Source organism: Kitasatospora sp. NPDC004289 (genome assembly GCF_053602875.1).
Genome location: NZ_JBSGEL010000026.1, coordinates 101,871 through 110,162 on the forward strand (window position 1 = coordinate 101,871; position 8,292 = coordinate 110,162).

9 protein-coding genes are annotated in these 8,292 nt (G+C 75.1%); 7 read left to right on the forward strand and 2 right to left on the reverse strand.

Annotation, left to right across the window (positions count from 1 at the left end; genetic code table 11):
• Positions 1–38 precede the first annotated feature (38 nt).
• From ACWEPF_RS19505 to ACWEPF_RS19535, 7 genes are all read left to right on the forward strand, one after another.
• A complete protein-coding gene (locus ACWEPF_RS19505) occupies positions 39–788 on the forward strand; it encodes an SDR family NAD(P)-dependent oxidoreductase (protein ID WP_452173574.1) in 750 nt (249 codons plus the stop codon).
• Positions 788–1,114 carry an antibiotic biosynthesis monooxygenase family protein gene (locus tag ACWEPF_RS19510; protein ID WP_380148452.1) on the forward strand — a complete coding sequence of 109 codons (327 nt, stop codon included), beginning with the start codon at positions 788–790 and terminating at the stop codon, positions 1,112–1,114. Before ACWEPF_RS19505 ends, ACWEPF_RS19510 begins: the two co-directional genes overlap by 1 nt.
• Positions 1,111–1,458 carry an antibiotic biosynthesis monooxygenase family protein gene (locus ACWEPF_RS19515; protein ID WP_380148450.1) on the forward strand — a complete coding sequence of 116 codons (348 nt, stop codon included), beginning with the start codon at positions 1,111–1,113 and terminating at the stop codon, positions 1,456–1,458. The genes ACWEPF_RS19510 and ACWEPF_RS19515 overlap by 4 nt, the downstream gene beginning before the upstream one ends.
• Complete coding sequence (locus tag ACWEPF_RS19520) at positions 1,455–2,708, forward strand: cytochrome P450 family protein (protein WP_452173575.1); 1,254 nt, start codon at positions 1,455–1,457, stop codon at positions 2,706–2,708. Before ACWEPF_RS19515 ends, ACWEPF_RS19520 begins: the two co-directional genes overlap by 4 nt.
• A 44-nt stretch (positions 2,709–2,752) precedes the next feature.
• Positions 2,753–3,556 carry an SAM-dependent methyltransferase gene (locus ACWEPF_RS19525; protein ID WP_452173576.1) on the forward strand — a complete coding sequence of 268 codons (804 nt, stop codon included), beginning with the start codon at positions 2,753–2,755 and terminating at the stop codon, positions 3,554–3,556.
• Positions 3,553–5,028: a peptide MFS transporter gene (locus ACWEPF_RS19530; RefSeq protein ID WP_452173577.1), complete on the forward strand. Its 1,476-nt coding sequence runs from the start codon at positions 3,553–3,555 to the stop codon at positions 5,026–5,028. Before ACWEPF_RS19525 ends, ACWEPF_RS19530 begins: the two co-directional genes overlap by 4 nt.
• A 341-nt stretch (positions 5,029–5,369) precedes the next feature.
• Entirely contained in the window at positions 5,370–6,269 is a 900-nt protein-coding gene (locus ACWEPF_RS19535) for a hypothetical protein (RefSeq protein ID WP_452173578.1), read from the forward strand.
• A gap of 36 nt (positions 6,270–6,305) precedes the next feature.
• Here ACWEPF_RS19535 and ACWEPF_RS19540 read toward each other — a convergent pair whose 3' ends face one another.
• Positions 6,306–7,631: a DUF2254 domain-containing protein gene (locus tag ACWEPF_RS19540; protein ID WP_452173579.1), complete on the reverse strand. Its 1,326-nt coding sequence runs from the start codon at positions 7,629–7,631 to the stop codon at positions 6,306–6,308.
• Between the two features lie 51 nt (positions 7,632–7,682).
• Positions 7,683–8,292: RICIN domain-containing protein (locus tag ACWEPF_RS19545; RefSeq protein WP_452173580.1), on the reverse strand; the 610-nt coding region annotated here is incomplete at its 5' end.

Consider the following 8,292-nt stretch of genomic DNA (forward strand, 5'->3'; position numbering starts at 1 on the left):
GGCCCGAAGCGTCCGGCAGGCCCCAGGAGGGAACCCCGATGGAACTCGCACTGCACGGCAAGAAGATCCTGGTCACCGGCGGCAGCCGGGGCATCGGCCGCGGCATCGTCCTGGCCGCCGCCCGGGCCGGCGCCGACGTGCTCACCTGCTACCGGCAGGAGGGCGAGGCGGTGGACAGCCTGGTCCAGGAGCTCAAGGAGACCCCCGGCGAGCACCACGTGGTCCGGGCCGACGTGGCCCTGATCGAGGAGGTGGACCGGTTGGCCGTGCTCGCGAAGCAGCGGTTCGGCCGGCTGGACGGGGTGGTGAACAACGCCGGCGTGATCAGCCACGTCCCGTTCGCCGAGCTGCCCGCCGACGAGTGGTCCCGGATCATCGACACCAACCTCACCGCGGCCTACCGGGTGATCCAGCAGACCCTGCCGCTGCTCGGGGCCGGCTCCTCGATCGTCAACATCGGCTCCCGCGGCGCCGCCGCCGGCATCCCGCTGCGGGCCCACTACACCGCCGCCAAGGCGGCCATGACCGGCCTGACCCGCTCGCTCGCCAAGGAACTCGGCCCGCGCGGCGTCCGGGTCAACGTGGTGGCACCCGGCGTGATCGAGACCGAGGCCTTCGACGCCATGCCCGCCGACCGCGCCGAGGCGCTGCGGGCCACCTACGCGCAGAAGACCTCGCTGGCCCGGCTCGGCACGGTGGCCGAACTGGCCGCCCCCGTGCTCTTCCTGCTCAGCGACCTGTCCGGGTACGTCACCGGTGAGACCCTCAACGTGGACGGGGGCATCTGATGGGTGAGCAGGTGTTCCGGGTGATGCTGCGGATGCAGATCAACCCCGGCATGGAGGGCGACTTCGAGCGGGTCTGGCGCGAGGTCGGCGACTCGGTCACCGACCACCCGGCCAACCTCGGCCAGTGGCTGTCCCGCAGCGCCGAGGAGAGCGGCGTCTACTGGATCGTCAGCGACTGGACCGACGAGCCCAGGTTCCGCGAGTTCGAGACCAGCGACCGGCACCTGACGCACCGGCAGAAGCTGCACCCGTACCGCAGCGCCGGGTCGATGACCACGATGCACGTGGTCGCCGCGCTGGCCGGCGCGGCCGGCGGCGCGCCGTGACGGCCGGCGCCGTCGAGGTGGTGCTGTACCACCTGAGCGACGACCCGGCGGCCGTGCTGACGGCGTACCACGAGTCCAGCCGCCGGATGGCCGGCACCCCCGGCCTGCTCGGCAACCGCCTGCTCGGCGCGCCCGGCCGCCCGGACTGCTTCGTGGTGGTCAGCCGCTGGGCCGACTGGGAGGCCTTCGAGCGCTGGGAGGGCGGGGCCCGGCACCGTGACCAGACCGCCCCGCTGCGCCCCTTCCGCGACACCGCCCGCGAGCGGCCGTTCGAGATCTACCGAGAGCTCGCCAGCTACGGCGCGGCCAGCCGCGAGCCGGACCCGACAGGAGCCAGCGCATGACCCACCCGGCCACCCCGGCGGCGCCGCTCGACCTCTTCACGCCCGCCTTCCACCAGGACCCGTACGCCGTGCTGGCCGAGCTGCGCGAGGCGGCGGGGGCCGTCCCGGTGCTCACCCCCAACGGACTGCGCACCTGGCTGGTCACCTGCTACGAGGACGCCCGGGCGCTGCTCGCCGACCCGCGGCTGAGCAAGGACATGCGGGTCGGCTTCCAGCTGGTCCCGAAGAACTTCGCGGACCCGGCCGCGCGGGAGGCGTTCCTCCGGGAGGCGGGCGAACGCAGCCAGTTCCCGCAGGAGTTGAGCGCGCACATGCTGGACAGCGACCCGCCGGACCACACCCGGCTGCGCCGCCTGGTGGGCCGGGCCTTCACCGCCCGCCGGGTCGAGTCGCTGCGGCCCCGGATCACCGCCCTGGTGGACGAGCTGCTGGACGGCCTCGCCGGGCAGGAGCGGGTCGAGCTGATGGAGGCGCTGGCCTTCCCGGTGCCGTTCACGGTGATCTGCTGGCTGCTCGGGGTGCCGCCGGACGACCGGGCCGAGTTCCGCCGCTGGTCCAACCTGCTGGTCTCCGGCGCCGGCACCGAGGAGGTCCGGGACGCCAACGTGGCGATGATCGGCTACCTCCGGGCGCTGATCGCGGCCAAGCGCGCGGCGCCCGCCGACGACCTGCTGAGCGATCTGGTGCACGCCGAGGAGGAGGGCGAGCGGCTGGCGGCCGAGGAGCTGGTCCCGATGGCCTTCCTGCTGCTGGTCGCCGGGCACGAGACCACCGTCAACCTGATCGGCAACGGCACCCTGACCCTGCTCACCCACCCCGCGGCCCGGGCCCGGCTGGCCGCCGACGCCTCGCTCTGGCCCGCCGCGGTCGAGGAGTTCCTGCGCCACGACGGGCCGGTCTCCCACGCCACCTGGCGGTTCACCACCGAGCCGGTGAAGGTCGGTGACGTGCTCATCCCGGAAGGCGAGTTCGTCACCATCTCACTGGCCGCGGCCGGCCGCGATCCGGCCCGTCACCAGGACCCGGACCGCTTCGACCTCGACCGGCCGAACACCGCCGGCCTGGCCTTCGGCCACGGCATCCACCACTGCCTGGGCGCCCCGCTGGCCCGGCTGGAGGGGCAGATCGTGATCGGCCGGCTCTTCGAGCGCTTCCCCGGCCTGCGGCTGGCCGGGGAGCCCGGCGAGCTGCGCCACCGTCAGAGCCTGATGATGCGCGGCCTGGAGGAGCTCCCCGTCCACCTCGCCTGACCCCGCCCCGACCCTTCGCCCGCACTCACAGCCAGGAGACTCCCATGGCACGTCCCAGCTGGGCACCGCCCGAGGTGGACATCGACACCCCGAGCATCGCCCGGGTCTACGACTACTGGATCGGGGGCACCCACAACTTCCCGGTCGACCGCGAACTCGCCGAGCGGGTCTCTGCGGGCAACCCCGACCTGGTCCGCACCCTGCGGGCCAACCGCGCCTTCCTGCGCCGCTCGGTGCGCGAGCTGTCCGCCCTGGGCGTGCGTCAGTTCCTGGACATCGGCTCCGGCATCCCGGCCGAGGGCAACGTCCACGACGTCGCCCTGGCCGCCCACCCGGACAGCACCGTGGTCTACGTGGACATCGACCCGGTCGCGGTCGCGCACGGCCGGGCCATCCTGGCCGAGGAGCCGCGGGCCGCCGTCTTCCAGGGCGACCTCTACGAGGCCGAGCGGATCCTGACCGCCCCGGAGACCCTGGAGCTGATCGACTTCGAGCGGCCGGTCGCGCTGCTGCTCGCCGCCGTCCTGCACTTCGTCCCCGACGGGGACGACCCGCTGAAGCTGATCCGGCAGTACACCGACCGGCTGGCGCCCGGCAGTTACCTGGTGCTCTCGCACGCCGGCGCGGACCAGGTGCCGCGGACCGCGCCGCAGGCCGCCGAGAACTACCGCAGCGCGGTCAGCCAGGTGATCTGGCGCAGCACGGAGGAGCTGGCCGCCCTGTTCGCCGGGCACCAGCTGCTCGAACCCGGCGTCGTCCGGGCCCCGCTCTGGCGGCCCGAGCCCGGCGAACTGCCGGATCCGGAGCTCCCGATGCTGGCGGGGGTGGCGGTCAAGGCCGCCGGGTGAGCGGGGTGGACACCTCGCTGCACGGACCGGCGCGGCCGGCCGCCGGGGCGGGTGCCCCGGCCGGCCGGCCGCGCGGGCTCGGCACCCTGCTCGCGGTCGACCTCTGGGAGCGGTTCAGCTTCTTCGGCATGGCCGCGATCCTGGTGCTCTACCTGACGGACGGTCAGGACCGGGGCGGGGCCGGGATGACCGCGCAGAACGCCACCGCCGTGTTCGCGGCGTTCATGGCCCTCGGCTTCCTGGCCGGCCTGCCGGGCGGCTGGCTGGCCGACCGGGTGCTCGGCTGCCGCCGCGCCGTCCTGCTCGGCGGTGTGCTGATCGCCGCCGGGCACGCCGTGCTCGCGGCGCCCTGGGGCGCCGCGCTGTACGGCGGCCTGCTGCTGGTGGTGGCCGGCACCGGGCTGGTCAAGCCCGCGATCGCCGCCCTGGTCGCCTCGGTCAGCGGCCCCGACCCGGGCCGCCGGGAGGCCGCCTTCGCCCGGTTCTACCTCTGCATCCAGGCCAGCGCGCTGGTCGCTCCGGTGGTCACCGGGCTGCTCGCGGAGAAGGTCGCCTGGCACCTGGGCTTCGCCGCGGCCGCGGTCGGCATGCTGGCGGGCCTGGTCCAGTTCGCCCTGGGGTCACCGGGGTTGGGGGAGCACGGGCTGCGCCCGGCGCGCCCGCTCCCCCGCGCCGAGGCGGTGCGGACGCTGCGCCGCACGGTGCCGGCCGTCTGCCTCGCCGGCGGCCTGGCGGCGGCCGCCGCCGCGGCCGGGGCGGTGCCCGGCGCGCTCGCCGTGCTGGGCCTGGGCACCGTGCTGCTCCCGTTCTGGTACCTGCGCGCACTGCGCCGCCGTTCCCCGGCGGTGCGGCTCGGCGGGTTCACCGCGCTGATGGCCGCCTCCTCCGCGTTCTGGATGCTGTTCGCCCAGGGCGGCTCGGTGCTCGGCCTGTTCGCCGAGCGGCACACCGACCGTCAGGTGCTCGGCTTCGAGGTCCCGGCCAGCTGGTTCCAGTCCGCGCACCCGCTCTTCGTCCTGCTGGCCGCCCCCCTGGTCGCGCGCTGGTGGCGCCGGGCCGGGGAGCGGGCCGACGCCCCGGTGAAGTTCGCCGCCGCCCTGGCGGCCGCCGGGCTCAGCTTCCTCCTGATGGCCGCCGCGGCACTGCTCGCCCTGCGCGCGCCGGTCGGCCCGCAGTGGCTGCTGCTGGTCTACCTGCTTTACTCGCTCGGCGAACTCTCGCTCGCCCCGGCCGCGTTGGCCCTGGCCGCCACCGTCGCCCCGCCCGGCAGCACGGGCCGCTTCCTCGCCCTCAACGGCCTGTTCGCCGCCGTCGGCGTGGTCGCCGGCGGCCAGCTGTTCCGCCTCACCGCCGTGCTGCCGCTCCCGCTCTACTTCCTCCTGCTCGGCACCTCCGTGCTCGGCGTCGGCGCCGCGGTCGCCCTCGCCACGCCCCGCCTGCGCGTCAGCTCCGGCCCTCCCGCCGGGACCTGACGCCCCGCCGGCCCCGGGCCCCCGCCGCCGGAGCCCCCGTCAGGGAGCCCCCGTGCCGGGGGCTTCCGCCGTCGCGGCCCTGGGCCGCCGCCGACGGCTCCACCCCCGGCGCGGGCCGCGCCCTCGGCCTGGGCGCACTGGCCCTGCCGGCCGCCTTCGCCCTGGCCTTCCTGCTCCCCCGACGGGCCAGGCCCGAGCAGCAGCACCCGTGACGCGCCGACCGACGGGTGGACGGACTGGTCCGGCCGGGCCAGTCCGTCCGCGCGTCGGAGCACGTCCCCGCACCGCGGGTGGTGACCTGCCGGAGGGGGTCCGTCCCGACCCGTACCCGAAGGAGATCCATGCCCACCGCACTGCTCCACCGAGGACTCAGAGCCGCGGCCGTCGCCGCCCTCGCCCTCACCACCACCCTGACCGGTGCCACCGCGTCCACGGCCGCGCCCGAGACCGCACCGGTCCCGGTCGAGGTCACCATCGGCCCCGACGGCATCCAGGCGCCGGACAGCGCCCCGGGCGGCCTGGTCGCCTTCCGCCTGACCACCGCCGACCCGGCCGGCCGCTCCCTCCAGGTGCTCCGCCCGAAGGACGGCTCCGGCATCGACGAGCTGCTGGCGGGCCTCGCCCAGGCGGTCTCCGCGGACCCGGCCGCCGCCGCCCAGGGCATCACCCTCGCCCAGCACCGCGGAGAGGCGCTCGGCGGCGTCCACGCCACCCCGGCCGTCCCCGGCACCGCCACCACCGAGATCACCCCGGGCACCGTCTACCTGGTGGACTTCACCTCCTTCCTGAGCGACCCGCAGCACCCCGTGCTGCGCTCCCTGGAGCTCTGTGACGGACCGTCGGCCACCCTGGCGCACTACCCGGACGGCATCGTCATCACCCACGAGACCCCGGGCGGCCCGCGCTTCCTGACCGAGGGCGTCACCCGCGCCGACGGCCACTACCTGGTCCGCAACGCCTCCGACGAGATCCACGAGATGGCGCTGCAGCAGGTGCCGGACGGCACCACCGACGAGCAGCTCCAGGCGGTCTACGACGCCGTCCTCTCCGGCAACCCGCCGGCGCCCGGCCCCCAGCAGCCGATCATCGGCCTGGGCGCCATCTCCCCCGGCCGCAGCGCGCTCTACCACGCCGAGGGCCTGCCGCCCGGCACCTACGTGCTGCTCTGCTTCGTGCCGGACCACGAGAACGGTCTGCCGCACGCCTTCCTCGGAATGCACCAGGTGGTCGTGCTGTCCTGACCTCCCGTCAGCCCCCGGACCGCCCCGGCACCCGCCTCAGCCGATGCCCTGGCGATCCGGGGTGAGGGCGAACCCGCGGTCGTCCGCGTCGGCCACGTGCTGTGCCACCGCCCGCTCCAGCAGCGCCCGTTGGGCCAGCAGGGGCGGGCGGCGCCCGTCCGGGGTGATCCGCAGCAGGTCGTCCAGGGCGGCGGCCAGCCGGCGGGTCACCTGCGGCTGGCCGGCCCCGCAGATCCGGATCTCGGTGAAGGCCAGGTCCACCGTGCACTGCCAGTCCGGGATCGGCTGCACCAGCCGGACGGCGCCCTCCTTGTCCCGGTAGCGCAGCTCGCCGAACGGGTACCCGGCCAGCAGGGCCAGCAGCTGGTGGATCCGGTCCACCGCCTGCACGGCCGTGGTCGGGTCGTTGACCGCCGGGGAGAGCGCCCGGATCGCGATGTCCACCAGCTGCCGGAACCCGAAGCTGAGGTCCTGGTGCATGGTGCGGTCCACCCCGATGTTCAGCGCCCCGGCGATCCGGCGCGGCCGCGGCGCGGTGCCGCCGGAGACCACCACCGTGGGAGTGCCAGGAGCGATGAAGTCCCCGATCCGGGGCACCAAGTGGAGCACCGCGCCGTGCCGCCGGGCGATCCGCACCAGCCGCCCGAGGCTGACGTCCCGCAGCACCCCCGAGTCGCCCTGGTGCAGCAGCGTGACGGCGTCCGACGGCGGGTCCAGCCGGGGCCCGGTCTCGGGGGCCATCCAGCGGTAGGTGGTGAGCACCCCGACCGACTCCCGAGTCACCCGGTCGATCACGTGCGGGACCCGCAGCAGGCGCATGGTGGACTGCACGTAGAGCACGAACAGGCCCAGGCTCAGCAGCACCAGCAGGATCGCGACCAGGGTGGAGACCACCGGCACCGTGGTGACCTTGGTCGGGTCGGTGGTGTCGTCGTAGCCGAGCTGCACCAGCAGGGTGAAGAGGAAGGTGGCCAGGCAGGTGGAGAAGGTGGCCTTGGTGATCCGGGAGCGGACGTACAGCCGCAGCACCCGGGGGCTCATCTGACTGGCCGCCATCTGGAGCGCCACCAGCGAGATGGAGAAGACCACGCCGATGAAGGTCAGCATCGCCGAACTGACCGTGGAGACCACCGCCTTGGCCCCGCTGGCGAAGCTCAGCAGCCCCTCCGCGCTGCCGGTCTGGCTGATCTCCTCGTGCACCACCTCGGCGTCGACCCAGTTGGTGCCCAGCGCGAGCAGCACCGCCCCGACGCAGGTCACCAGCGGCACCACCCAGAAGGACTCGCGCAGGTGCTCGCGGAGCGGGGAGAGCGGCCGGTGCCGCAGGCGGCCGGGCGGCTTGGTCGGCTGACGGTCGGTCATCCGCCCACGCTAGCCCGCCCGGCGGCCCCGCCCCCGCTCAACGCGCCCGGGCTACCAGGGCAGCGACCACTCCTGCGCCTTGTTGCCGGGGGTGCAGGTCAGCATGGTGGTCTGCACCCCGGCGCCGTTGTCCGTCAGGCAGGTCTGGCCCCCGTGGTCCCGCAGGGTGTACCGCCCGGAGCCGGCCGAGACGATCGACCAGCGGTAGGTGAAGCTGAAGCCCGTGCTGAGCGAGACGGTGTACGTGCCGCCCGGGTTGAAGTCCTGCACCATCATCGGCTTGTCCAGGCTGCACGGGTGGATCTCGTACCAGCCGCCCGAGTCCGCGCCCGAGCGGACCCAGCCGTACGAGGTGGTGCCGCCGGAGACCACGGCCGCGCCGCCCTCGGGGGTGCCGGTGGACAGGCCGAGTTTGCGGCCGCTCTGCCCGTTGGTGATGGCACCCCAGCCGGTGCCGCCGCAGCCCTGCGGCGGGCCGCCCGGCTGTGTGGGCGGCGGCGTGGTCTGGGTGGGCGGCTGCGCGGTCGTGCCGCCGCCGCCGTTGTTGCCGCCGTTGCCGGAGCCGCCGGCCGCCGCACCGCCACTGGCCGACCCACCGCTCGCGGCGCCGCCGCTGCCCGAGCCGCCCCCGGCCGCACCGCCCTTGGTGGCACCGCCCGCC